20 protein-coding genes are annotated in these 23470 nt (G+C 66.5%); 16 read left to right on the forward strand and 4 right to left on the reverse strand.

The features are described 5' to 3' along the window. Window positions 1–2 precede the first annotated feature (2 nt). From hisD to BJ997_RS07110, 3 genes are read left to right on the forward strand one after another with little or no spacing between them, the layout of a single operon-like run. Complete coding sequence (gene hisD, locus BJ997_RS07100; RefSeq protein ID WP_035834538.1) at window positions 3–1337, forward strand: histidinol dehydrogenase; 1335 nt, start codon at window positions 3–5, stop codon at window positions 1335–1337. Between the two features lie 50 nt (window positions 1338–1387). Further along, window positions 1388–1882 (forward strand): transcriptional regulator NrdR, encoded by a 495-nt coding sequence (nrdR, locus tag BJ997_RS07105; protein WP_035834416.1) that lies wholly within the window; start codon window positions 1388–1390, stop codon window positions 1880–1882. A gap of 5 nt (window positions 1883–1887) precedes the next feature. Continuing rightward, entirely contained in the window at window positions 1888–2925 is a 1038-nt protein-coding gene (locus tag BJ997_RS07110; protein ID WP_035834414.1) for a quinone-dependent dihydroorotate dehydrogenase, read from the forward strand. A gap of 1 nt (window position 2926) precedes the next feature. Here BJ997_RS07110 and BJ997_RS07115 read toward each other — a convergent pair whose 3' ends face one another. Then, window positions 2927–3952: an App1 family protein gene (locus BJ997_RS07115; protein ID WP_052541818.1), complete on the reverse strand. Its 1026-nt coding sequence runs from the start codon at window positions 3950–3952 to the stop codon at window positions 2927–2929. 163 nt (window positions 3953–4115) lie between these two features. On the opposite strand from BJ997_RS07115, the gene BJ997_RS07120 reads away from it, so the two are divergent. The 5 genes from BJ997_RS07120 (at window position 4116) to BJ997_RS07140 (ending at window position 8139) form a co-directional block, all read left to right on the forward strand. Next, the gene (locus tag BJ997_RS07120) at window positions 4116–4796 is read left to right on the forward strand and encodes a TetR/AcrR family transcriptional regulator (RefSeq protein WP_035834410.1); all 681 of its coding nucleotides are present in this window, start codon (window positions 4116–4118) and stop codon (window positions 4794–4796) included. Window positions 4797–4895: 99 nt separating this feature from the next. Further along, window positions 4896–5780, forward strand: a complete 885-nt coding sequence (locus BJ997_RS07125) for an ABC transporter ATP-binding protein (RefSeq protein ID WP_035834408.1) — start codon at window positions 4896–4898, stop codon at window positions 5778–5780. After that, window positions 5777–6478, forward strand: coding sequence for an ABC transporter permease (locus BJ997_RS07130; RefSeq protein ID WP_035834406.1), 702 nt, complete (start codon window positions 5777–5779; stop codon window positions 6476–6478). The genes BJ997_RS07125 and BJ997_RS07130 overlap by 4 nt, the downstream gene beginning before the upstream one ends. After that, window positions 6475–7182 carry an ABC transporter permease gene (locus BJ997_RS07135; protein WP_035834404.1) on the forward strand — a complete coding sequence of 236 codons (708 nt, stop codon included), beginning with the start codon at window positions 6475–6477 and terminating at the stop codon, window positions 7180–7182. Before BJ997_RS07130 ends, BJ997_RS07135 begins: the two co-directional genes overlap by 4 nt. A gap of 30 nt (window positions 7183–7212) precedes the next feature. Continuing rightward, entirely contained in the window at window positions 7213–8139 is a 927-nt protein-coding gene (locus BJ997_RS07140; RefSeq protein WP_052541817.1) for an ABC transporter substrate-binding protein, read from the forward strand. Between the two features lie 103 nt (window positions 8140–8242). Here BJ997_RS07140 and BJ997_RS07145 read toward each other — a convergent pair whose 3' ends face one another. Together BJ997_RS07145 and BJ997_RS07150 are read right to left on the reverse strand one after the other, a co-directional pair. After that, complete coding sequence (locus BJ997_RS07145; protein WP_035834402.1) at window positions 8243–9190, reverse strand: M56 family metallopeptidase; 948 nt, start codon at window positions 9188–9190, stop codon at window positions 8243–8245. 19 nt (window positions 9191–9209) lie between these two features. Next, entirely contained in the window at window positions 9210–9596 is a 387-nt protein-coding gene (locus tag BJ997_RS07150; RefSeq protein ID WP_035834536.1) for a BlaI/MecI/CopY family transcriptional regulator, read from the reverse strand. A gap of 88 nt (window positions 9597–9684) precedes the next feature. Here BJ997_RS07150 and BJ997_RS07155 point away from each other — a divergent pair, with 88 nt between their 5' ends. Genes BJ997_RS07155 through cydC form a run of 4 tightly spaced genes read left to right on the forward strand, consistent with a single transcriptional unit; the run spans window position 9685 to window position 15451 of the window. Then, on the forward strand, window positions 9685–11094 hold the full coding sequence (locus BJ997_RS07155; protein WP_035834401.1) for a cytochrome ubiquinol oxidase subunit I: 1410 nt from the start codon (window positions 9685–9687) through the stop codon (window positions 11092–11094). 27 nt (window positions 11095–11121) lie between these two features. Continuing rightward, a complete protein-coding gene (cydB, locus tag BJ997_RS07160) occupies window positions 11122–12126 on the forward strand; it encodes a cytochrome d ubiquinol oxidase subunit II (protein WP_035834399.1) in 1005 nt (334 codons plus the stop codon). A gap of 6 nt (window positions 12127–12132) precedes the next feature. After that, complete coding sequence (cydD, locus tag BJ997_RS07165; RefSeq protein ID WP_035834535.1) at window positions 12133–13779, forward strand: thiol reductant ABC exporter subunit CydD; 1647 nt, start codon at window positions 12133–12135, stop codon at window positions 13777–13779. Beyond that, entirely contained in the window at window positions 13772–15451 is a 1680-nt protein-coding gene (cydC, locus tag BJ997_RS07170) for a thiol reductant ABC exporter subunit CydC (protein ID WP_035834398.1), read from the forward strand. The genes cydD and cydC overlap by 8 nt, the downstream gene beginning before the upstream one ends. Window positions 15452–15460: 9 nt before the next feature. On the opposite strand, the gene BJ997_RS07175 is transcribed toward cydC, so the two are convergent. Further along, window positions 15461–16096 carry a DedA family protein gene (locus tag BJ997_RS07175; RefSeq protein WP_035834534.1) on the reverse strand — a complete coding sequence of 212 codons (636 nt, stop codon included), beginning with the start codon at window positions 16094–16096 and terminating at the stop codon, window positions 15461–15463. Window positions 16097–16158: 62 nt separating this feature from the next. Between BJ997_RS07175 and pabB the strand changes: the two genes are divergently transcribed. The 4 genes from pabB to BJ997_RS07195 all read left to right on the forward strand — a co-directional run bounded on the left by pabB (window position 16159) and on the right by BJ997_RS07195 (window position 23455). Next, the gene (gene pabB, locus BJ997_RS07180; RefSeq protein ID WP_052541815.1) at window positions 16159–17616 is read left to right on the forward strand and encodes an aminodeoxychorismate synthase component I; all 1458 of its coding nucleotides are present in this window, start codon (window positions 16159–16161) and stop codon (window positions 17614–17616) included. 146 nt (window positions 17617–17762) lie between these two features. Further along, on the forward strand, window positions 17763–20291 hold the full coding sequence (gene leuS / locus BJ997_RS07185) for a leucine--tRNA ligase (RefSeq protein ID WP_052541823.1): 2529 nt from the start codon (window positions 17763–17765) through the stop codon (window positions 20289–20291). Between the two features lie 102 nt (window positions 20292–20393). After that, entirely contained in the window at window positions 20394–21071 is a 678-nt protein-coding gene (locus BJ997_RS07190; RefSeq protein WP_035834396.1) for a ComEA family DNA-binding protein, read from the forward strand. Further along, the gene (locus tag BJ997_RS07195) at window positions 21068–23455 is read left to right on the forward strand and encodes a ComEC/Rec2 family competence protein (RefSeq protein ID WP_052541814.1); all 2388 of its coding nucleotides are present in this window, start codon (window positions 21068–21070) and stop codon (window positions 23453–23455) included. The genes BJ997_RS07190 and BJ997_RS07195 overlap by 4 nt, the downstream gene beginning before the upstream one ends. Window positions 23456–23470 lie beyond the last annotated feature (15 nt).

Consider the following 23470-nt stretch of genomic DNA (forward strand, 5'->3'; position numbering starts at 1 on the left):
CGATGATTCAGACTATTGACCTCCGCGGAACCCCGACCACCCCGGCGGCGCTTCTGGCCGCCGTGCCCCGTGCCCTCACGACAGTCACCTCGGCGAGCGACATCGCCGCCGAACTGATAGCGGATGTTCGGGCGAGGGGAGAGGTTGCACTGCTGGACCAGGCCGAACGCCTCGACCACGTGCGACCGCAGCACGTGCGAGTTCCGGCGGAACACCTCGTCGAGGCCCTCGCCGGGCTCGACCCGGCCGTGCGCGCTGCCGTCGAAGAGACGATCCGTCGGGTGCGCCTCGCGAGCGCCGCTCAGGTGCCGCCCGCTGTCACGACGACGATCACCGCGGGCGCCACAATCCGGCAGCGCTGGCAGCCGGTCAACCGGGTCGGTCTCTATGTGCCGGCGGGGAAGGCCGTCTATCCGTCGAGCGTCGTCATGAACGTGGTGCCGGCGCAGATAGCCGGGGTGTCCTCGATTGCCCTCGCGTCTCCACCGCAAAGCCGCTTCGACGGGCGCGTCCACCCCACGATCCTTGCTGTCGCCGCGTTGCTCGGCGTGAATGAGGTCTACGCAATGGGTGGGGCGGGCGCTGTAGGAGCGTTCGCCTACGGCGTCCCGGGCCTCGGCCTCGACCCCGTGCAGATCGTCACCGGACCGGGAAACGTCTACGTCGCCGCGGCGAAACGCCTCGTGCGCGGGCAGGCAGGGATCGACTCGGAGGCCGGTCCCACAGACATTCTCGTCATTGCGGATGCCGGAGCCGACCCGCTGCTCGTGGCGGCGGACCTCGTGAGCCAGGCGGAGCATGACGAGCTTGCCGCCGCCGTTCTCGTGACCGATTCAGTCGGTCTTGCCGATGCCGTCGCGGCGCGGCTCGTGACGCTTGCCGCAACGACGACCCACACCGAGCGGGTCACCGCCGCTCTCAGCGGCCGTCAGTCCGCTATCGTGCTCGTGGATGACCTCGCAGTCGCGGCGGCCTTCAGCAACGCCTTCGGCCCCGAGCACCTCGAGATCCAGACCAGCGACCCCGAAGCTGTGCTCGCGACCATCGAGAATGCCGGCGCCATCTTTCTGGGACCACACTCGCCGGTGAGCCTCGGAGACTACTCCGCAGGGTCGAACCATGTGCTGCCGACCGGAGGCCAGTCCCGATTCTCGTCGGCGCTGGGTGCGTACACGTTCCTGCGGCCGCAGCAGATCGTGAGCTACAGCCGCGAGGCGCTGCAGGCCGTCGCGGCGAACATCGCAGCCTTCTCGAAGGCTGAGGCACTGCCCGCCCACGGTGATGCCGTCACCGCGCGCTTTGTGGACGATCACACCGCAGGGAAGACGTCGAACTAGAGTGCGGGGCGGCGGGCAGGCCGTGCTCGGCGCGCTAGGCTGGCAACACTATGTTCTGCCCGTTCTGCCGCCACCCAGACTCCCGAGTCATCGACTCGCGCACCAGTGACGACGGACTCTCCATCCGCCGTCGACGCCAGTGCCCCGAATGCGGACGTCGTTTTAGCACCACGGAAACGGCGAGCCTGAACATCATCAAGCGGAGTGGTGTCGTGGAGCCGTTCAGCAGGGAGAAGATCGTCACGGGCGTGCGAAAGGCGTGCCAGGGGCGTCCCGTCACCGACTCCGACCTCGCCATGCTCGCCCAGAAGGTTGAAGAAACCATCCGGCAGACCGGCGCGTCGCAGATTGACGCGAACGACATCGGCCTGGCCATCCTGCCGCCGCTGCGCGACCTGGACGAAGTGGCCTACCTGCGGTTTGCCAGCGTCTACCAGGGGTTCAGCTCCCTCGAAGACTTCGAGGCAGCCATTACGCAGCTACGGCGGGAACACGAGAGCGACGAGCACGCGCCGACATCCGCTTCGCCGTCGACCACCGACTGATCACTATGTATCCCCTCTTTTTCTCGCTCGTGCTCACCCGGCTGGACCCGGAGCGCGCTCACCATCTCGCCTTCACCGCAATCAAGCTTCTGCCGCGTCTGGGCGTCGGACGAGCCGTGCACCGCTTCACGCGTCCACGCACCGATCTCGGTGTCGACGCCCTCGGCCTGCATTTCGAATCGCCGTTCGGGGTGGCAGCCGGATTCGACAAAGATGGCGAGGCCGTCATCGGCCTGGGTCACCTCGGGTTCGGGCACGTCGAGGTCGGTACCCTGACCGCCGTGGCCCAGCCGGGAAATGCCAAGCCCCGCCTGTTCAGGCTGATCCCGGACCGCGCCGTGATCAACCGGATGGGTTTCAACAACGGCGGGGCCTCCGCCGCCGCGCCGCGCCTGTCTCGCATCCGTCAGGTTGCGGGCCGGCCCGTATTGGGGATCAACATCGGCAAGAGCCGGGTCACCGTCGTCGACGACGCCATCGAGGACTACCTCGAGAGCGCTCGCCTGCTTGCACCCCTGGCAGACTACCTCGTGGTCAACGTCAGTTCACCCAACACACCAGGCCTGCGTGGTCTCCAGGAGCTCGACCGGCTGGCTCCGCTCCTCACCGCGGTCAAGAAGGCCGCGGCGTCCACGCCCCTGCTGGTCAAAATTGCGCCGGATCTCAGCGACGAGGAGGTCACCCGCATAGCGGGGCTTGCCGTTGACCTCGGCCTCGACGGCATTATCGCGACGAACACGACGCTCTCCAGGGAGAACCTGAAAACGGATGCGGCGGTCGTCGCCGCGGCAGGCGCCGGCGGGCTGTCGGGTGCGCCCCTCGGCACGAGATCCCTTGCCGTGCTGAGGCTCATTCGTTCCGTTGTCCCCCAGGGGTTCTGCGTGGTTTCCGTCGGTGGGGTCGAGACCGCCGAGCACGTCGCCGAGCGACTCGAGGCAGGGGCCACCCTCGTGCAGGGCTACACGGCTTTTCTCTACCGCGGCCCGTTGTGGGCGCGTCAGATCAACCGTGGCCTCGACCGCCTCCTGGCGACGAAACGCTGAGTTACACCAGCCCGTAGTTCGCCAGCTGGTTGGCGAGGCTCGAGCCGTCAGGGCCATAGACCCACGGTGACTCGTCTGTTCCCTCTACCGCGTCCTTGGATCGGCTGCCGGCCAGAACGGCCTCGCTCGGCGACAGTTGACGGATGGCGACGGCCGCGACACTTCCGGGGAACTCCTGCAGGAATTCGCTGTAGATATCCTCGTCGTGTTGGCCGTCGTCGCCGATCAGGATCCAGCGGATCTCCGGGAACTCCACGGCAAGGCGCCGCAGATTTTCTCGCTTGTGCTCTCGCCCGCTTCGGAAGAGGCGGTCGTGGGTCGGCCCCCAGTCCGTGAGGAGCAGGGCTCCGGCCGGGTACAGGTTTCGGGAGAGAAACCTGGTCAGGGTGGGCGCGACATTCCACGCGCCGGTCGACAGGTAGATCATGGGTGCACCCGGAGCGGATGCGGCAAGCCGTTCCAGGAAGACGGCCATTCCGGGGGTGGGGACCCGGGCGTGCTCATCGAGGACGAAGGTGTTCCAGGCCGCAAGCAGCGGGCGCGGCAGTGTCGTGACCATCACGGTGTCATCGACGTCGGAGACTACCCCGCGGGTGGTGCCTGGCGCCACTATCAGCAGGGGAGCCTCCTGCACCGCGGAGTCCTCGGTGTGCAGTCGAGCGACATGCCACCCCGGAGTGAGGTTCACCTGCACCACGGCATCAACGACGCCGCCCCGGTCGGCCTCGACCTCGTGAATCTCGCCGCTGATCTCGATTGTCACGGTGACGGCCTTGACCGGAACGCTGGTAAAGCTTCGCCAGCCGCGTATTCCCGCGTCCCGACCGTCGGTTCTGGGCTTCTTCTCCCGCGGAACGGCGCCGGGCTTTTCCGGCTTGGCAAGCAGAACACGGCAAAGAATGCGCACCCACCCCGTCGATCCGTAACCGGTGAACGGGATCACAGTGGGCCGGTAGCCGCGTTTCCGCGCGAATACCTCGCGACGGTCGTGCAGCCAGTCTTCGATACGGGCGGCTCGGTGCATCATATGAGCGGGAGTGAGCGCGATCGGCGTCTTGTCTCGGGACTCTGGCACGTTCCCAGTCTCTCATGTGCCGCCCACTCGGACCGCACCCGTGACCGTAAGACCCCCGAAATAGGGATGCGGCCGGGCGGCACGTAGGATGGGCAGTCATGTACTAGGGGGATTTATGTCGCATGTCGACTTTTTTAGCGGAGAGAGTGTCGCCCCTGGAGTGCAGGGCCGGGCAGAACCGATTCAGCAGCGCAGCGCAGCGCGGCTGTCCGGTCTGCTGGATGCTGCCGCATCCGTTGTCGATGAGGTTGGTTTCGATCGCATCACGACCGCGATGATCGCCGAACGCGCCGGCGCCTCGATAGGCACCGTCTACCGCTATTACCCGGATCGGGTGGCCGTGCTCAATGCTCTGCACGAGCGCGCCGTCCTCCGGCTGCGGCAAGGGGTCGTTGCCGAGCTGGGCACCAACAAGCCCGAAACCTGGTGGGATGCCGTTGACGGGGCGATTACGGCCTTCGTCGGCCTGTACCGGTCCGAGCCGGGTTTTCGAATCCTCAACTTTGCGGACCGCGAGCGTCCCCTGATCGGCGAGGAAGCCGATCTGGAGTCCGGATCGTTCGCGCGCCAGTTGGCTACTGCCTTCGAGGAGGAGTTCGGACTTCCCCGTGAACCAGACCTGACTTTTCGACTCGAGGTAGCCGTCGAGCTCGCCGATGCACTGCTCTCGCGTGCTTTCCAGGTGGACCCGCTCGGCGATGAGAGGTTCATTGCCGAGTGCCGGCGGGTGCTGCAGGCCTATCTCGAAAGCTTCTACGGCCCCAGCGTGCCGCTCAGCGTCGACCGGGTTCTCTGACCGATCAGGCAATCGGTTTTGCCTCCGGCTCCGAACCGTGGTTGGGTTGATTATCTGGTTTGTGTCGATCCGACGCCCCGCGAGGAATGAGCCACCTGAATGATCGAATTTCGTGCTGTATCGAAGCAATTCCCCGGCGGTACGGTGGCCGTGGAGAATTTCAGCCTCACGCTGCCGTCGCACAAGACCACGGTGCTCGTGGGCTCGTCCGGCTCGGGTAAGACCACGCTCCTGCGCATGATCAACCGGATGGTGGATCCGAGCAGCGGTTCCATCGAGATTGACGGCGATGACATCGCAGGGCTGGAGCCCGTCCAATTGCGCCGCAGCATCGGCTACGTCATGCAGAATTCGGGCCTGCTCCCGCATCGCAAGGTCATCGACAACGTGGCGACGGTCCCGTTGCTGCGGGGCGTCGGGCGCAGGAAGGCCCGGGCGGATGCCCTGGTGCTTCTCGATACAGTCGGGCTCGACCGTTCCCTCGCCGACCGGTACCCCAGCCAGCTCTCCGGCGGGCAACAGCAGCGTGTCGGCGTGGCCAGAGGTCTCGCGGTCAATCCCAACATCCTGCTCATGGACGAACCGTTCGGGGCCGTCGATCCCATCGTGCGCGCGGAACTCCAGCAGGAACTCCTCCGACTGCAGCGCGAGCTCGGCAAGACTGTCGTCTTCGTCACGCACGACATCGACGAGGCGTTCCTGCTCGGGGACCAGGTCGTGATCCTCCGCACCGGGGGCCTCATCGCCCAGGTGGGCACCCCGGCCGACATCCTCTCCAACCCGGCCGACGAATTCGTGGCGAGTTTCGTCGGCGCAGACCGCGGGAAGCGGGCGCTCCACCTTGAGAGTCGGCCGGACGGCGATGTCCTCGTTGATGCCGATGGCCGACTCGCCGGCGTGCTTGTGGCGCAGCAGACCGCCCCCGACAAGGCCGGGCCCGTCACGGGCACGGGTGCTTCGGCGCAGGGTGGGGTTCCGCGGTGACCTGGATATGGTCGAACCTCGACCTGATCTGGGATCGAACGCTCGATCATCTGCTCCTCAGCGTGCCTCCGATCATCCTCAGCTTCCTGATCGCCGTGCCGCTCGGTTGGCTAGCACACCGCTATCGGGTCGGTCGCGGACTGATCCTGACGGTCGTCGGTCTGTTGTATGCCATTCCATCGCTGCCGTTGTTCATCGTGTTGCCCTTCATCGTCGGGACCACGGTGCGTTCACCGCTCAACCTGATCATCGCGCTGACTCTCTACGGGGTAGCCCTGATGGTGCGGGTCGTTGCGGATGGCCTGGCCTCGGTGGATCGGGACGTACGCCAGTCAGCCAGGGCCGTGGGCTTCTCCTCGCGGGCGGAGTTCTGGCAGGTGGAGCTTCCGCTGGCGGGGCCGGTGTTATTGGCTGGCATGCGGGTCGTTGTCGTCAGCACGGTGAGCTTGGCCACCATCGGTGCCGTGATCGGCGCCCAAAGCCTCGGTAGCCTGTTCACCGACGGGTTCCAGCGCGGAATCCAGGCGGAGATCGTGGCCGGAATCGTGGCGACGGTCGCCCTCGCCCTGCTCCTTGACGGAACTCTCGTGCTGCTCGGCAGGGTTCTGATGCCGTGGACTCGGTCTTCCCGGCGGAAGGCGACGGGCGTGTCGGCGCCGCTGCAGGCCAGGACCCTACCGACGGGGGTGGCGGCATGAACTTCTTCGCCGACGCACTCGCGTGGCTTGTGGACCCGGCCAACTATGCGGGGCCCAACGCCATCGGCATCCGCCTGCTCGAGCACCTGGGTTTCACGCTTGTCACGCTCGTCCTGGCCTCGATCATCGCCATCCCGGTCGGTTTCCTGATCGGGCACACCGGGAGAGGCCGGGGATTCGCGGTGGGCACCTCCGGAGCGTTTCGCGCCATACCCACCCTCGGATTGTTGACCCTCGTTGCCCTGACTGTCGGCATCGGCCTCACCGCGCCGTATGTGGCCCTGACCGTGCTCGCCATCCCGCCGATTCTGGCCGGGGCGTACGCAGGGTTCGAGGCGATCGACCGCAAGATCATCGATGCCGCACGCGCCGTGGGCATGTCGGAGGGGCAGATCGTGCGCAAGGTCGAGCTACCGCTCGGTCTCCCGCTCCTGATGGGCGGGCTGCGGTCGGCGACGCTGCAGATCGTGGCGACGGCAACCCTTGCCGCGTACGTTGCGGATTTCGGTCTGGGGCGGTACCTCTTTGCGGGGTTGAGAACCCGGGACTATGCCGAGATGATCGGAGGGTCCATTCTGGTCATTCTTCTGGCACTCGCCCTCGAAGGGCTGTTCTCGGTGCTGCAGAAACTGGTTGTTCCCCGCGGCGTCGCGGCGGGACGCCCCACAGATGTCCGGGCCGGCACCACCAGGCCGCCCCGGTGATGGAATCCCCCATCGAGGAAGGAAAAAGAGATGTTCACGCAAAATAGAGGCCGACTAGCGCTCATCGGCGCGGTCGCGGTTGGGGCCGTCGTAGCCCTTGCAGGGTGTGCGTCCGGTGATCCCCTGGGCAGTGGAAGTGACTCCTCCGCGGGTGCCGACACCATTGTTGTCGGATCCCAGGACTATTACTCCAACGAGATCATCGCCGAAATCTACGCGCAGGCGCTGGAGGCGAACGACTTCACAGTGGATCGGAGCTTCCGCATCGGTCAGCGCGAGGTCTATCTTCCCGAGCTTGAGGCCGGAGGCGTTGACGTCTTCCCCGAGTACACAGGTAGCCTGCTTCAAGCGTTGAAGCCCGACGCCGCGGGTGGAACGAGCGACGAGGTCTACACGGAGCTCACCGCGGCGTTGCCGGAGGGTCTGCGGGTTCTGGACAAGGCGGACGCCTCTGACCAGAACTCCTGGACCGTCACGCAGGCCTTCGCCGATAAGTACAACCTCACCGACATCGCTTCGCTCACGAATGTCACGGAGCCGATCACCGTCGGTGGCAACTCGGAGCTTGAGACCCGTCCCTACGGGCCGGCCACGCTGAAGGAGAAGTACGGCATTGAAACGGCCGGCTTCAGCCCCGTCGAGGACAGTGGCGGACCGCTGACGGTGAAGGCACTCGTTGACGGTTCCATTCAGCTGGCCAATATCTACACGGCCAGCCCGAACATCAAGTCCGACAAGCTCGTCGCACTGGAAGACCCGGACGGTCTGTTCTTTGCCGACAACGTGGTGCCCGTCGTGTCTGAGAAGGTCGACACCACGGCCGCGGATGTTCTGAACAAGGTCAGCGTCGCCCTCACCGCGGACGACCTCGTCAGCCTGAACTCCGAGAGCGTCAATGACCAGAAATCAGCGGATGTCATCGCTGCCGCCTGGTTGAAGCAGGCGAACCTCTTCTAGTCCACGCGAATTCGACGGAGATTTTCGACCTGAACGGCCCTGTGAGACTCAGCGGGCCGTGAAGGGAGAAAATCTCCGTCGTTTTTGTGTGGGGGAGAGGCTGTCACGCCGTGAGGATGAGCACGGCCGCGGGACTAGCCACCAGCACGACGGCCGTGGCGACGGCGGCCGCGGTTGCCAGGGTCGACAGGGGCGCTTTCGGTGTCATCAGCCGATGCACGCGAGGTGCCACGAGAGGTTGCTCGGGCACGTGCGAAGCGAAGGCCGGCGCGGCCGGTGTCGCCGGGCCGGCTTCGGGCTGCTGCCCGAGTCCCACAAGGGCGATCGCCGTCGCGAGCGTGCGGTCGTCGACGACGCGGCGGGCGCGGTCGTCTGCGAGCATCTCCACGAGAAGAGCCACGGCGTTCTCCGCCCGGTTGGCGATGGGAAACCACGGCAGGGCGCTGTGCCACGATTTGAAGGCCAGCAGAACGAGGTGGTGTTGCTGCCGAAGGTGCGCCTGTTCGTGGGCGATCACGCCGCGCAGCTGATCGGCATCGAGCAGCCGCAGCAGCCCGTTGGAGAGCACGGTGGCCGAGCGGATGGCTCCCGGCAGGCAATAGGCCACGGGTGCCGCGTAGTCGATCACGCGCATTCCGGGCCGATCGGGCAGAGGATCGCTCAGCATGTCGATGAGATGATGATGCCGACGTCGCTCGCTCTCGGCCCGCACGAAGGTCGCCGCGAGGTTGAGTAGGAGGTGAGTGCCCAGCAAAAGCGCTCCGCAGAGCGCGAGAACATGCGCGAAAGTTGTGGCCGGGGCGAGAGTGCCGCTCGTCAGGGCACCGCCGAGGCCACCCAGCGCGCTGGCCAGGCCGGTTCCGAACGGGATCAGGCCGTAGCACAGCAGTGAACCGATCATGGAGACGCCGCCCGCGAGCGCAATGGCCTGCCACAGGGCGAGAGCGACGCCGGGGGACCTGGCAGTCCAGCGCGACCTCGCCACGAGCACGGGAACCGGCCAGGCCAGAGCGAGCGCGACGGCCCCGAGTATCAGGGCCGCTGCTAGCACGGCGGCAGGACGGGGTCGATCACGGTCGTGTGGAATGCAACGCGCCGAGAAGGTCGCGCAGTGTGTCAGCTTCTTCGGGGGTGACATTGCCGATGAAGCGCGCGAGCGCCTCCTGGCGGTCGGGGACAGATCCGAGCACTTGGTGCATGAGCTGCGCCGTGTGCTCGGCTCGAGTCGTCACCGCGCTGTAGAGATGCGGGCGGATGCTGCGATCCCGCGCCACAAAACCCTTGGTCTCGAGCCGGGACAGCACCGTCAGCACCGTGGTGGTCGCGAGAGTCTTGGAATTCTCCGTCGCGCGAACAGGGTCGGCCAAACAATCGCGAAGCTCTGTCGCCGACAGCGGCTCGGGGGTGTTCCACAGAACATCCATGATCAGTCGTTCCAATACACCCAAGCTACCCATGTTCTCCATGGTACGCCGTAACGCGGTATTTTCTACGACGCGTAGAAGGTATTATTCTACGAGACGTAGAAATGATGCTGGAGGGCACATGAACGAGTGGCTGGACCCCTTACTCCTGTCGCGGTGGCAGTTTGGTCTCACGACCGTCTACCACTTCCTCTTTGTGCCGCTGACGATTGGCATGGCCCTTACCGTGGCCATTTTTCAGACCGCCTGGGTGCGCACCGACAAAGCGAAGTACCTGCAGCTGACGCACTTCTTCGGCAAGATCTTTCTGATCAACTTCGCCATGGGCGTCGTGACCGGGATCGTGCAGGAATTCCAGTTCGGCATGAACTGGTCGGACTATTCACGGTTCGTCGGTGACGTCTTCGGAGCCCCCCTGGCCTTCGAGGGCATCATCGCCTTCTTCCTCGAAGCGACGTTCATCGGCCTGTGGATCTTCGGCTGGGACAAACTGCCGAAAAAACTGCACCTGGCCACGATCTGGCTGACCACCGCGGGCAGTATCGCGTCGGCATACTTCATCCTCGCAGCGAACGCATTTATGCAGAACCCGATCGCGTACCGGATCAACGAGGAGAAGGGGCGCGCCGAACTCACCAGCATCTGGGAACTCCTCACGAACCCCATTGCCCTCGCCGCGTTCCCGCACACGATATTCGCCTGTTTCATGGTCTCTGCCGGCCTCATCATCTCCGTCGCCGCCTGGCACCTGTACCGCAACCAGCATCTCGAGACGATGCGTCCCGCGCTCAAGTTCGGTCTCTGGATGATGGTCATCGCCGGGGTGCTCACGACCCTGGCCGGCGACCAGCTCGGGCTCGCCATGGTCGAGGCCCAGCCCATGAAGATGGCAGCGGCCGAAGCGCTGTACCACACGGCCACCGGCGCGAACGCGAGCTTCTCCATCTTCACGCTCGGCACGCCGGACGGCGTGCACGAGTTGTTCTCGGTGCGCGTTCCCTACCTCCTTTCCTTCCTGTCGACCCACACGTTCGACGGCACCGTCGAGGGCATCAACAATCTGCAGGCTCAGTACGTCACGCTGTACGGCCCCGGCGACTACACGCCCACCATCTGGATCACGTACTGGTCCTTCCGATGGATGATCGGCCTCGGCCTCGCGCACATGCTGGTCGCCGTCGTCGGTCTGTGGCTGACCCGCAAGGGACGCAGCCCGGAGCGCACCTGGGTCTGGAAGGTCGCGATCTGGAGTTTCCCGTTCTCCCTGCTCGCGATGAGCGTCGGTTGGGTCTTCACCGAAATGGGCCGCCAGCCCTGGCTTGTGTTCGGCCTGCTCAAGACCGCCGACGGCGTCTCGCCGGGAGTCAGCGGAGTCGAGATCCTGATCTCCCTGATCGCCTTCACCGTGGTCTACGGAATCCTCGCAGTGGTCGAATTCAGGCTGATCCTGCGCGCAGTTCAGAAGGGCCCGGCCGACGCGCCGGAACTTGACGAGGCCGGCGAGGTCACGCGCGCGGTCACGGTCTACTAGGCGACGGGCAGACAGGAAGAAGACATCATGGATCTCAACATTCTCTGGTTCTGGATCATCGCCTTCATGTTCATCGGGTATTTCGTGCTCGACGGCTTCGACTTCGGTGTGGGCATGTCCCTGCCCTTTCTCGGCAAGGACGACACCGATCGCCGGGTGCTGATCAACACCATCGGTCCGGTGTGGGACCTCAACGAGACCTGGGTCATCGTGGCCGGAGCTTCACTTTTCGCAGCGTTCCCCGAGTGGTATGCCACCATGTTCAGCGGCTTCTACCTGCCGCTGTTGCTCATCCTTCTCGCTCTCATCGTTCGCGGCGTGTCGTTCGAGTACCGTCACCAGCGTCCGGAATCGGCGTGGAAGAACTGGTTCGACGGCATGATCATCGTCGGTTCTGCTGTCCCCGCATTGCTCTGGGGGGTGGCTTTCGCCAACGTGGTTCGCGGCGTGCCGCTTGACGCCGATTTCAACTACATCGGTACCGTCTTCGACCTGCTCAACCCATACGCCCTGCTCGGCGGACTCACAACACTGCTGCTCTTCTTCACGCACGGGGTGATCTTCGTGGCGCTCAAGACCGAGGGCGATATCCGTGTGCGGGCGCGCCGCCTCGCCATCACCGTCGGACTCGTCACGATCGTCGTAGCGGCAGTGTTCCTCACCTGGACTACCTTAGCCTTTGGCACGCTGGCCTCCGGTCTGCTCGCGGCAGTGGCCGCCCTCACCCTGGTCGGTGCCTTCGTCGCGAACCTGCGCGGGGCGGAACGCTGGGCGTTCGGCCTGATGGCCGTGACCATCGGTCTCGCCGTGGTCACCCTGTTCGCGTCGCTTTTCCCTTTCGTCATGCCGGCGAGCAACGACCCCGCGAACAGCCTAACCATCGAGAATGCGTCATCGTCGGCTTACACCCTGACGGTGATGAGCTGGACCGCCCTGATCGGCATGCCTGTCATCCTCGGGTACCAGGCCTTCACCTACTGGGTGTTCCGCAAGCGCATCGGGCGCGCGCACATTGAGGCCGCCGTACACTAAATGCTCGTGCGACCACTCGACCCCAGGCTGCTGCGCTATGCGACGGCGGCACGCTGGTTCCTCTTCGTTGGAGCGCTGCTCGGGCTAGCCCAGACCCTCGTGGTTGTGGCGTTCGCCTGGCTCCTGAGCCGGGTGATCACACTCGCCATCGACGGTCGTCCGCTCGAAGAGCTCACCGGCAGCATCGCCGCACTCGCGGGTGTCATCGTTCTTCGTGCGGTGTGCGTGTGGCTCCTCGACGTGGCGGCGAGCCGCGGTGCCGCACGAGTGAAAACCCAGCTGCGCGCCCGGGTGCTCGCCCGGCTCGCCGAGCGGGGCCCCGACTTCGTGGCCGGCCGCCAGGGCGTTCGGCTGGCGACAACCGTCACCTCCGGGCTCGATGCTCTCGACAACTACTTCGCGCGGTACCTGCCCCAGCTGCTGCTCACCGCACTGGCAACGCCACTCATCGTGGTCGTCATGCTCGTCAACGACCTGGCGAGCGGCATCACCGTCATCATCGTGCTGCCGCTCATTCCAGTGTTTATGGTGCTCATCGGCAAGGCCACCCAAGCCGTTCAACAGAACCAGTGGGAGGCCCTGCAACGACTCGGCTCCGGGTTTCTCGATGTGGTCGGCGGGCTCGGCACTCTCAAGATCTTCGGACGAGAGCGGCGTCAATTCGTGCGCCTGCGCACCATCACCGAGGACTACCGTCAGCGAACCATGAAGGTGCTTCGAGTGTCGTTTCTGAGCGGATTCGTGCTCGAACTGGCCGCGAGCCTGTCCGTGGCGCTTATTGCGGTCTCGGTGGGTCTGCGCCTCGTGGAAGGATCTCTCGCCCTGTCTGTGGGGCTCTTCGTTCTGCTGCTCGCCCCGGAGGCCTTCCTGCCGATCCGACAGGTGGGCGCTCAATTCCACGCCGCGGCCGACGGCCTGGCGGCGGCGGGGGAGGTCTTCGCCATCCTGGACGAGGGGGAGTCCGTCGACACGGGCGACGTGCCCACAGCGGATGCCGCGGACCCTGTCGACACGACGGCCGCAGGGTTGCGGCTGCGCTCGTTCACGGTTCGTCGAGATGGCAGAGTCGTTGTCGACGGGCTCGACGCCGAATTCGAGGCAGGGCAACTCACTGTGATCAGCGGGCCCAGCGGAGCGGGCAAATCGACGCTCGTCGCGGCCCTGCTGGGTTTCCTACCGTTCGAGGGCGATCTCAGCCTCGGCACGCGCTGTATCCTCCAGGGCACCTCGCGCAGTTGGCTGTCCTGGGCCGGGCAACGTCCGGGCCTGCTGCCCGGCACGGTGCGGGACAACGTGGCGCTGGGGGGAACCCACATCGATCCCGCTGTGGTTGCAGTGTCCCTTGCCTGGGCGGGGTTGGCGGAACTCCCGCACACGTCGCGGCTGGGCGTGCACGGTGATGGGCTGTCCGGCGGCCAGGCGCAGCGGCTCGCGGCCGCCCGCGCCATCTACCGCGCACAGGTGCACGGCTGCCAGGTCGTGGTGTTCGACGAACCCAGTTCTGCCCTAGACGCCGAGGCCGAATTGGCGCTGCTGCACGGCCTCCGCCAACTCGCCGACCAGGGCCGGGTCGTCATCGTCGTCAGCCACCGGCCACACGTCGTCGCGGCGGCCGACCGGGTACTGACCATGCGGGAGAGCGTCCATGTTTAAACTTTCTGACGAATCCAGTGCCGTGCTCCGGCTCGCGCAGCCCCGTGCGCGCCGCTTTCTTCCGGGTCTGGCGGCCGGGGTACTGAGTGCGCTCCTCGCGGTGGGGTTGCTCGCCGTTTCGGCCTGGCTCATCACCAGGGCTGCCGAAATGCCCCCGATTCTCTTCCTGTCGATGGCCGTCGTCGGCGTGCGCGCCTTCGCTCTCGGTCGGTCGGTCTTTCGATACCTCGAGCGCGTGGCCAGCCACGACGCCGCGTTCGCCCAGCTGTCCGAGCTCCGACTGGGAATTTTCGCGCGGATCCTGCCGCTGGCGCCGGCCGGCCTCGCGCGCACCGGGCGCGGCGACCTGCTGAGCAGGCTGGTCAGAGACGTCGACGATCTGCAGGACCTGCCGCTGCGCGTGGTCCAACCTGTGCTCGTGTCGGGGATCACCGCAGTGTTGAGCGTGATCGGGGTGTGGCTCATCCTTCCTGCGGCCGGGCTCGCGCTTCTCTGCTGCCTCCTCGTCGCCCTCGGTGTCGGCACCCTCGTGGTCGGCCGCCTGTCGGCACGGGCCGAACGTGGCCTGGCGCCCCTGCGCGGCGCACTCGCCGATGAGATTCTGGACATCATTGAGAACCTTGACGTTCTGACCCTGTTCGGTGCCCTGGACGCTCGGTTGGAATCCTTCCGCCGCCTCGATGACCGGCTGCGCCGCGCTACCCTGCGCCGTGCCCTCGGCGTGGGCGTCCAGTCCGCCGTCGTGTCGCTCTCTGCCGGCGCAGCCACGATCGCAGCCCTCGTGTGGGGCGTCCCCGCGCTGGGTGGGGGAGCCGCGGGTGTCACCGGTCCGGCTTTTGTCGTCATCGTGCTCGTTCCCCTCGCCGTCTTCGAGGTTTTTGCCCTGATTCCGCTCGCCGCCGGTGCCTGGCGCCGGGTGCGGTCGAGTGCCGAGCGCGTGGCATCTGCTGTCCCGTTGGAGATACCGCGAGAGATACCGGGCGACGACGTCGCGGAAGCGACTGCCGCTCCGGCGCCGCCGGCCTCCGGGCCGCGGCTGCTCGAACTCGACCGCTTCGGCGCCCGGTGGCCCGGGGCGTCCACGCCGGCTGTCGCCGGCGTAACCCTGCGCCTCGCACCGGGCGATCGAGTGCATCTGGCCGGTGCGAGTGGCTCTGGCAAGACAACCCTCGCCACTGCACTCGTGCGCTTTCTGGACTACACGGGTTCGTATCGACTCGGGGGGATCGAGGCCAGGGACCTGCCGCAGCAGGATGTGCGCCGGTTGGTCGGGCTGTGCGAGCAACGCCCCTGGTTGTTCGACGACAGCATCCGCCAGAACCTGCTCTTCGCCAGGGACACCGCAACCGATGCCGAGCTCGAGGCCGTTCTGCACAGGGTCGGGCTGGGTGCGTGGACGGCCGAACGAGGCGGCCTGGACGCCAGGGTGGGGGAGCGCGGGGCTCTCGTGTCGGGAGGCCAGGCGCAGCGCATCGCCCTGGCGCGCGCCCTGCTCGCTGATTTCCCCATCCTCATCGTGGACGAGCCGACGGCTAACGTGGACACCGAGCAGGGGGACCTGCTCGTGCGCGACATCCTGCGCGCGGCTGCTGCCGACGATCGGGCCGTGCTTCTCATCTCCCACACGCCGGTGCCCGACGACCTGATCACCGGCCGGGTCACGCTCGACTGAACGGCCGGGCTAGTCCATGTGCCGGGATTCCCGGCGGTGCAGCCACTTCTTGAGCAGCACGATCCCGACAGCGAACAGGGCGATGATACCCACAAAAAAGTATCCCGCCATATGAAGTTCGTCACTGAGCTCGCGGTAGCCACCGGCCGCGGCCGAGCCGACCGAGACGTACGCGAGCGACCAGAGTATGCAGGCCGGTACGGTCCAGGCCATGAAGGTGCGATAGCGCATGCTGCTCATGCCCACGGTCAGCGGAATAACGGAGTGCAGCACGGGCAGGAATCGTGAGATGAACACGGCGAGCCCGCCGCGGCGTTCGAGGTAGTTCTCCGCGCGCTGCCAGTTCGCCTCGCCGATGCGCCTGCCCAGACGGCTGCGTCGGATGTAAGGACCGAAGTAGCGCCCGAGGGCAAAGCCGATGCTTTCGCCCGTCAACGCGCCCAGAATGACGGCTATGACGAGCGCCACATACTCCGTGGGGTTCGTGACAGCAGTGCTTGCGACGATCACGATGGTGTCACCGGGAACGACGAGGCCCACCAGGACGGATGTTTCGAGCATGATGCCGATGCCGGCCAGCAGCGTGCGCAGCACGGGATCGACGCTCGACACTGTCTCGAGGATCCAATTGAGGATGTCATTCATCCCTCATAGCCTAAGCGGGGTTTCGCAGCGTGCGCGGCCACTCCGCCACCTAGGCTGGAGGGGTGACTGGACAGATCCACAGTATTCCCCTGCAGGAATGGAAGGATCCGGCGCGCGTCTTTGGGGCGCTCTACTCCGATCACCCGTACGCGTTTTGGCTCGACGCCGGTTCCAACGCCCGCACGGGACGCAGCTACATGGGGGTAGCCGCGGCTGATTCCCGCTTCGTGACCGCAGTGGTGGGCGAGGGCACGGTGCGCGTGGTCACGCCCGGTGGGGCCGCCGGGGATGTCACCCTTCGGCAGACCGTCTTCGAATTTCTCCGGAGCGAACTTCCTGAGCTCCGTCCCACCGCCGGTGACGAGCCCGACGACGATTTTGACGCGGCGTTCCGGCTGGGTTGGGTCGGCTGGCTCGGCTACGAACTTGGAGCCGAGACCGTGGGCACTAGCGTGCACGCTTCCGGCCATCCCGACGCGGCCCTCCTGGAAATCGACCGCGCCATCATGTTCGATCACGGCACTCGCACGGTGAGCCTGTTGGCGCGGGCACGACCGGGGCTTGCCTGCACCATCACGGACTGGGCCGCTGAGGTTGAACTCGGCCTACTCACAGCTCCGGACCGACCGCGGGCGGGGCCGGTGTCATCCGCTCCCTCGAGCTGGCGCCATTCCCCGGAGCGCTACGCCGAACTGATTGCCGAGTGCCTTCTGGCCATCAGAGCCGGTGACGCCTATCAGGTGTGCCTCACCAACGAGATCTGCGTAAACGTCGACGTCGACCCGGTTGAGGCCTACCTGCGCCTGCGTGAGGGAAGCCCGAGCCACCACGGCGGGCTTCTTCGTTTTGGCGATAGGGCGCTGCTCAGCGCATCGCCGGAGCAATTCCTCCAGGTGACACCCACCGGGCGCATCCGCACAAAGCCCATTAAGGGGACCCGTCCTCGATCCGCAGACGTCGCGCGCGACCGGGAGCTGGTTGGCGAGCTCCAGGGCAGCGACAAAGAACGAGCGGAGAATCTCATGATCGTCGATCTCATGCGCAACGACCTCGGTCGTGTCGCGGAGCTTGGTTCAGTCTCGGTGTCCTCGCTCCTGGCGGTGGAAAGCTACCCCCACGTTCACCAGCTCGTGAGCACGATCGAGGCCAGACTGGCGATCGGCGTCACCGGCGTCGATGCCGTCGCGGCGTGTTTTCCGGCCGGGTCCATGACCGGGGCGCCCAAACACAGTGCCATGGGCCTGATTGACCGGCTGGAAGGAGGGCCACGGGGGCTCTACGCCGGCGCGTTCGGCTACTTCGGTCTGGACGGGGCCGTCGATCTCGCCATCGTCATTCGCAGCATTGTGCTCGGTCCCGGAGGTGCCACGATCGGTACCGGCGGCGGCATCACGGCGCTGTCGGACCCCGAGGAAGAAATCGAAGAGACGCGCATCAAGGCCGCCGCACTCCTCGTCGCCCTCGGTGCGGCCCCGTCAAGTCAAGGATCGGGGTCAGCGGCGGGCAACCACGGTGAGTAACCTAGAGGGGTGTACGCCTTTACCGGGCGCACTCACGCGAGCCTCTGCTCGTCCCCACCGCAATGAATGAGAGCCCCGTGGCACACGAGCACGACACCGTCCCTTCGCACGACACCGTCCACCTGCACGAGGACAGAGACGACGAGATGTACGACTTTGCGGCCATTCAGGCGAAGTGGCAACCCATCTGGGAAGACCTCAAACCCTTCAGCACGAGCGATCCCGACGACACCCGGCCGCGCAAGTACGTGCTGGACATGTTCCCGTATCCTTCGGGCGATCTGCACATGGGACATGCCGAGGTGTACGCCCTCGGAGACATCGTGGCCCGGTATTGGCGCCACCAGGGGTTCAACGTGCTCCACCCAATCGGGTGGGACTCCTTCGGGCTGCCCGCCGAGAACGCCGCCATCAAGCGCGGCATCGACCCGCGCGGCTGGACCTACGACAACATCGCCCAGCAGAAGAAGAGCATGAAGCTCTACGCCACGAGCTTCGACTGGGACCGCGAACTGCACACGAGCGACCCCGAGTACTACCAGTGGACCCAGTGGCTGTTTCTGCAGCTGCACAAGAAGGGCCTCGCCTACCGCAAGGACAGCTGGGTGAACTGGGACCCGATCGACCAGACCGTGCTCGCGAACGAGCAGGTGCTCGCCGACGGCACCTCCGAGCGCAGCGGCGCCGTCGTCGTCAAAAAGAAGCTCACCCAGTGGTATTTCAAGATCACGGACTATGCCGACCGCCTGCTCGATGACCTGAACCAGCTCGAGGGCAGCTGGCCGGCCAAGGTGCTTAACATGCAGCGCAACTGGATCGGGCGTTCGATCGGAGCGGATGTCGAATTCGCGATCGAAGGACGGGACGAGCGTGTCACCGTGTTTACTACCCGCCCTGACACCCTGTTCGGGGCCACCTTCATGGTCGTCGCGCCGGACTGCGACCTGGCGGCAGAACTCGTCGCCGAGTCCACGCCCGAGGTGCGGACTGCCTTTCAGGACTACCTCGTGCGGGTACAGCGCAGCACCGAGATCGAGCGGCAGGCGACCGACCGAGACAAGACCGGTGTGTTTCTCGGCCGCTATGCCATCAACCCGGTGAACGGAGAACGCCTCCCCATCTGGGCCGCCGACTATGTGCTCGCGGACTACGGCACGGGAGCGATCATGGCCGTGCCCGCGCACGACCAACGCGACCTCGACTTCGCCCGCGCGTTCGATCTGCCGGTGCGGGTCGTCGTCGACACCAATTCACCGGCCACGGGCATGATCCCGGTCATCACTCAGGGCATGATCGACGGCACTGAGGAACTGCCTGCGCTCGACCCGCTCAGCACAGGCATCGCCCTGGCGGGCGAGGGCCGCCTCATCAACTCCGGCCCCCTCAACGGCATGAGCAAAACCACGGCGATCAAACGCATCGTCGAGCAACTCGCCGGCGATGGGCTCGGCCGCGCGGCGAAGAACTATCGTCTCCGCGACTGGCTCGTCTCCCGCCAGCGCTACTGGGGTGCGCCGATCCCGATCATCCACGGCGCCGACGGCTCCGAGATTCCAGTGCCCGATGATCAGCTGCCGGTGCTGCTCCCACCTTCGGAGGGCCTCGATCTGAAGCCCCGCGGAACGTCGCCGCTGGGCGGCGCGGCCGACTGGGTCAACGTGGCGAACCCGATCGACGGCACGCCCGCACGCCGGGACGCCGACACCCTGGACACCTTCGTGGACAGCTCCTGGTATTTCCTGCGGTTCCTGAACCCGAATGACGCCACCAAGGCCTTCGACCCGAAGGAAGCCGAGAAGTGGGCCCCTGTCGACCAGTACGTCGGCGGGGTCGAGCACGCCATCCTGCACCTGCTGTATGCCCGCTTCATCACGAAGTTCCTCTTCGACGAGGGGTACGTCAGCTTCACCGAGCCCTTCACCGCGTTGCTGAACCAGGGCATGGTGATTCTCGACGGCTCGAAGATGTCCAAGAGTAAGGGCAACCTCGTCTACTTCACCGAGGAAATCGAACGCCACGGCGTCGATGCGGTGCGCCTCACCATGGCCTTTGCCGGTCCTCCGGAAGACGACATCGACTGGGCGGATGTGTCCCCGGTGGGCTCGTCCAAATTCCTGGCCCGCGCATGGCGCGTCGCCAGAGACGTCACGAGTTCCCCGGACGTCGATTGGAAATCGGGCGACAGCGCGCTTCGTCGGGTGACGCATCGATTCCTGGCCGACGCTCCGGCCCTGGTGGAATCCTTCAAGTTCAACGTCGTAGTGGCGCGCCTCATGGAGCTCGTCAATGCAACGCGCAAGGTGATCGACACTGGAGCCGGACCGGCGGATGCCGCGGTGCGCGAGGCCGCGGAGGTCACGGCCATGGCGCTGAACCTGTTCGCACCCTATGCGGCAGAAGACATGTGGCAGCACCTCGGCTACGAACCCTGCATCGCCCTCGTGCTGTGGCGCAAGGCCGACCTCACCCTGTTGGTGGAGGAATCGGTGACGGCTGTGGTCCAGGTCGACGGAAAGATGCGCACCCTGCTCGAGGTGTCTCCGAAGATCTCGAGCGAGGACCTCGAGAAGATGGCGCGTGAGGCCGTTCCGGTGGTGCGATCGATTGGCGATCGGCAGATCGTGCGCGTCATCGTCCGCGTACCGAAGCTCGTCTCCATCGTCACCACGGGCTGAGCCTCGCGGCCAGCTCTTCCTCCACAGGGGCGCTGGCGTGCTCGGACCCACAGATCCGGCGGCACCGAACCCGGCGGGAACGCTCGGGCCTAGCCTGTCGGGATGCAGCAGGATTTCCCCGATGACCTCGACCGGCTGAGCCCGCAGTCCCGTGCCCCGGAGCGCGGGCACGGGCGGCTCGGCGTGGGCGCGGCGATCGTGCTGCTGATCGCCACGCTCGTGATTGCCGTCGTGGTCTCGGCGTTCGCCCAGCCCGCCGAGAGGCCGGTCGCCTCAGGTCCCGGTGCCCCCTCGACCGCGCCGTCGACGGCCTTCGGCTCGCACAGCCCAGAGGAATCAACGCCGCCCGCGCTCCTGGTGCACGTGCTCGGCGCGGTCCGAAACCCCGGCCTCTTTGAGGTCGTTCCGGGGGCCCGCGTCCTGGACGCTGTCGCGCAGGCCGGGGGACTGACAGACCAGGCCGACCAGGCCGGCATCAATCTGGCGCGCGTGCTCACCGACGGCGAACAGTTCTACGTGCCCCGTGTCGGCGAGTCTCCACCGGCGCCGATGCCCGGCGCCTCGACCGGCCAGGCCGGCGCTCCAACGGCCAAAGTTAACATCAACACCGGGGCGGCCGCCGATCTCGACACCCTGCCGCACGTGGGGCCGATGATGGCCCAGCGCATCATTGACTACCGCACCGCCAACGGTCCTTTCTCGAGCGTCGACGACCTGCGCAACGTCACGGGAATCGGCGACAAGACCTTCGAGGCGCTGAAGGACCTGGTCACCACGTGAGGCATGATCTGCGGCTGGTTCCCCCGGCCCTCGCCATCTGGCTGACCTCTGGGATTCTTATCGTGGTCCCCGATCAGAGCCGGGTGGTGTCAGCGGCCTGCTGGGTCGCTGCCGGGCTCAGCCTCTGCGCCATGCTTGTCGTGCGCAGACCGCGCTGGCGCGCGGTCTGCGGCGGGTGCGTTGTCTCCGCAGCTGCCGCGGCGCTCGTGGCTGTCGTCGTCGGCGTGACCGCTCCCGCGCGCCTGCCGGACGCTCTCGTCGATGCTGCGTCGCGGCACCAGACAGTCACCGCAACGGCCACAGTGTGGTCCGTGCCCGTGCCGGCGACGAGTTTCGGACGGCCTGCCCCGGCAGGCGGGGACCGCGAGCGCTTCAAAGCGACCGTGGTGAGCATCGGTGCTGCGGGCTCACTGACCACAGTGTCCGTGCCCATTGTGGTGTTCGCCCCTGCTTCGTCGGACCCCGGCCGCACGGCATCGATCGGGTCGACCGTAAGGCTCGTCGGCACTGCCCGGCTGGCGGACCCTGGTGACGCCGCAGCGGCCCTCTTCTTCTCAGACACTGCGGCCCGGGTGGTGGCAGAGGCGCCGTGGATGCTGTCGTGGGCGAACGCGTTGCGCTCCGGCTTCTCCCGAGCGGCGTCGACGCTGCCCGGGGACGGTGCCACCCTGTTGCCCGGTCTCGCGATCGGTGACACGAGCGCGGTCACCCCCGCGCTCGATGACGCCATGAAGGGCAGTTCGCTCAGCCACCTCACCGCGGTCTCGGGCGCGAACTGTGCGATCGTCATCGCGTCGATCATGCTGCTCGGCTCCGTCGTGGGACTCCGACGCCGCCTCAGGATAGCCCTCGCGCTCGGCGCGCTCCTGGGGTTTGCGGTCCTCGTCACGCCCGAGCCGAGTGTTCTGCGATCCGCGGTCATGGCCTCCGTCGCCCTCGTGTCCATCGGCATCGGGCGACCAGGGCGGGGCGTCGCCACCCTGGCACTGTCAGTGATCATTCTCCTGGTGTCCGACCCGTGGCTCTCTCGCAGCTACGGTTTCACCCTGTCGGTGTTGGCGACCGCCGGCCTGCTGGTCGTCGCGGGTCCCCTCGCCCAGGCCCTGGCGCGCTGGATGCCGAAGGCTCTCGCCCTGATCATCGCCATCCCGTTGGCCGCGCAGTTGGCGTGCCAGCCCGTGCTGCTGCTGCTCGATCCCGCCATCGCCCTCTACGGCGTTCCGGCGAACCTCCTGGCCGCTCCAGCCGCGCCCGTCGCCACGCTTGTCGGCCTGCTCGGCTGCCTGCTGCTTCCGGTGCTGCCGGGAGTCGCCTCGGGTCTGATTACAGCGGCCTGGGTCCCCTCGGCATGGATCGCGGCGGTCGCGAAGGCGTGCGCGGACCTCCCCGGCAATCGTCTGCCGTGGCTCGAGGGCCTCCCCGGGGTGATCCTGTTCTCCTGTGGCACGTTGCTGGTCTTCGCCCTGCTGCTGAGCCGCAGAACAGCGCCCCGCCGGCGCTGGGCCGCGGCCGCGCTCGCCCTGTTGCTCGCGGGTGGGGCCAGCTATGCCGGAATCATCGCGGGCGCGGGGCTGGGGCGCACCGTCGCCTTTCCACACGACTGGCAGATCGCGGCGTGCGACATCGGCCAGGGTGATGCCGTTGTCGTGCGCGAGAGCGCACAGATCGCCCTCGTCGACGTTGGCCCCGATCCCGCGCTGTTGACGACGTGCCTCGGCCAGCTCGGAATAGATCGCATCAACCTGCTGGTGCTCACGCACTACGACCTCGACCATGTGGGCGGGCTGACGGCCGTGATCGGCCTCGTGGACACCGCACTCGTCGGAATTCCCGAGAACGCACAGGACAGGGCGCTGCACGAGAATCTCGCCGCCGGAGGGGCGGAGGTGAGGCAGACGGCCCGCGGTGACTCCGGGACGCTGGGTGGCCTCGCCTGGCGCACGCTCTGGCCGATATCGGGGTCCACGCGCATGCAGACCGGCAATCCCGGAAGCGTGACGATCGAATTCGACGGCGGAGGCACCCGTTCGATATTTCTCGGGGATCTGGGGGAGGAGGCCCAGAATGCACTGCTGCGGGCGTCGCCGCCTGGCCGGGTCGACGTCGTGAAGGTCGCCCACCACGGCTCCGCCGACCAGAGCGACGCTCTGTATGAAACGCTCGCCGCCCGACTCGGTCTGGTCTCGGTGGGTGCCGACAACAGCTACGGGCATCCCACCCAGCGACTGCTGGACACCCTGGGGCGTGTCGGTACTCAGATCGAGCGCACCGACCTGGAGGGGCTCGTCGTCGTGTCCCGAACGGCCGATGGAGCACTCAGCGTCTGGTCGGAACGGGTGGCGTCCTCGAACCGCCTCGCCGAGGCGACGGCGCGAGGGGGATGATCGCGACGGTGGGCG

Source organism: Cryobacterium roopkundense (assembly GCF_014200405.1).
Lineage (GTDB): Bacteria > Actinomycetota > Actinomycetes > Actinomycetales > Microbacteriaceae > Cryobacterium > Cryobacterium roopkundense.

Bases quoted from the DNA above. Each gene is read 5' to 3' on its own strand.
- hisD (WP_035834538.1), top strand. From the start codon at position 3: ATGATTCAGACTATTGACCTCCGCGGAACCCCGACCACCCCGGCGGCG.
- nrdR (WP_035834416.1), top strand. From the start codon at position 1,388: ATGTTCTGCCCGTTCTGCCGCCACCCAGACTCCCGAGTCATCGACTCG.
- BJ997_RS07110 (WP_035834414.1), top strand. From the start codon at position 1,888: ATGTATCCCCTCTTTTTCTCGCTCGTGCTCACCCGGCTGGACCCGGAG.
- BJ997_RS07115 (WP_052541818.1), bottom strand. From the start codon at position 3,952: ATGATGCACCGAGCCGCCCGTATCGAAGACTGGCTGCACGACCGTCGC.
- BJ997_RS07120 (WP_035834410.1), top strand. From the start codon at position 4,116: ATGTCGCATGTCGACTTTTTTAGCGGAGAGAGTGTCGCCCCTGGAGTG.
- BJ997_RS07125 (WP_035834408.1), top strand. From the start codon at position 4,896: ATGATCGAATTTCGTGCTGTATCGAAGCAATTCCCCGGCGGTACGGTG.
- BJ997_RS07135 (WP_035834404.1), top strand. From the start codon at position 6,475: ATGAACTTCTTCGCCGACGCACTCGCGTGGCTTGTGGACCCGGCCAAC.
- BJ997_RS07140 (WP_052541817.1), top strand. From the start codon at position 7,213: ATGTTCACGCAAAATAGAGGCCGACTAGCGCTCATCGGCGCGGTCGCG.
- BJ997_RS07150 (WP_035834536.1), bottom strand. From the start codon at position 9,596: ATGGGTAGCTTGGGTGTATTGGAACGACTGATCATGGATGTTCTGTGG.
- BJ997_RS07155 (WP_035834401.1), top strand. From the start codon at position 9,685: ATGAACGAGTGGCTGGACCCCTTACTCCTGTCGCGGTGGCAGTTTGGT.
- cydB (WP_035834399.1), top strand. From the start codon at position 11,122: ATGGATCTCAACATTCTCTGGTTCTGGATCATCGCCTTCATGTTCATC.
- cydC (WP_035834398.1), top strand. From the start codon at position 13,772: ATGTTTAAACTTTCTGACGAATCCAGTGCCGTGCTCCGGCTCGCGCAG.
- BJ997_RS07175 (WP_035834534.1), bottom strand. From the start codon at position 16,096: ATGAATGACATCCTCAATTGGATCCTCGAGACAGTGTCGAGCGTCGAT.
- leuS (WP_052541823.1), top strand. From the start codon at position 17,763: ATGTACGACTTTGCGGCCATTCAGGCGAAGTGGCAACCCATCTGGGAA.
- BJ997_RS07190 (WP_035834396.1), top strand. From the start codon at position 20,394: ATGCAGCAGGATTTCCCCGATGACCTCGACCGGCTGAGCCCGCAGTCC.